This is a genomic window from Oleiphilus sp. HI0086 (genome assembly GCF_001635225.1).
The window spans coordinates 1-418 of record NZ_LWFZ01000461.1 but is presented as its reverse complement, the minus strand read 5'-3'; the positions used below and the strand labels follow the sequence as shown (position 1 = coordinate 418).

Annotated in this window: 1 protein-coding gene; it reads right to left on the bottom strand. The window is 43.8% G+C overall.

Annotated elements, in window-relative coordinates; translation table 11 throughout:
- Nucleotides 1-418: hypothetical protein (locus tag A3756_RS27395; RefSeq protein ID WP_197481202.1), on the bottom strand; the 418-nt coding region annotated here is incomplete at both ends.

Genomic DNA, 418 nt, shown 5'->3' with positions numbered 1-418 from the left:
TCTATTGAGCCAGAGTGGAGCGTATAAGCACCTATATCCCATGCGCCTGCTCTCAAGAGTGAGTTGTGATCTGTATTGAAAGGGTAAGAAGCTTGTGATAACTCCATTCCCTGGTCGAAAGCAACGAGATCAAGCGGGTGCAGTGAATAGTCGTCTACTAAGGGATCAAGAAATTTTACTGATAAGTTGTTGTGGTCTTCGTTTGGCCCTGTACTATCCGATGCAATATTATGTGAGGATGTAAGCCCAGACCAATTCTGCCATACATAGTAGTCAGTATACGCATTCCACGTAGATATGTTATTGTAGAACTCGCCTGTACTATTATCCCATCGAAGGCCTGTGGTGTTCTTTATCACGGTATTATTGTAAACATACCCTTCCCCATTAAGTTTGACACCATACGCACCCTCGCCAA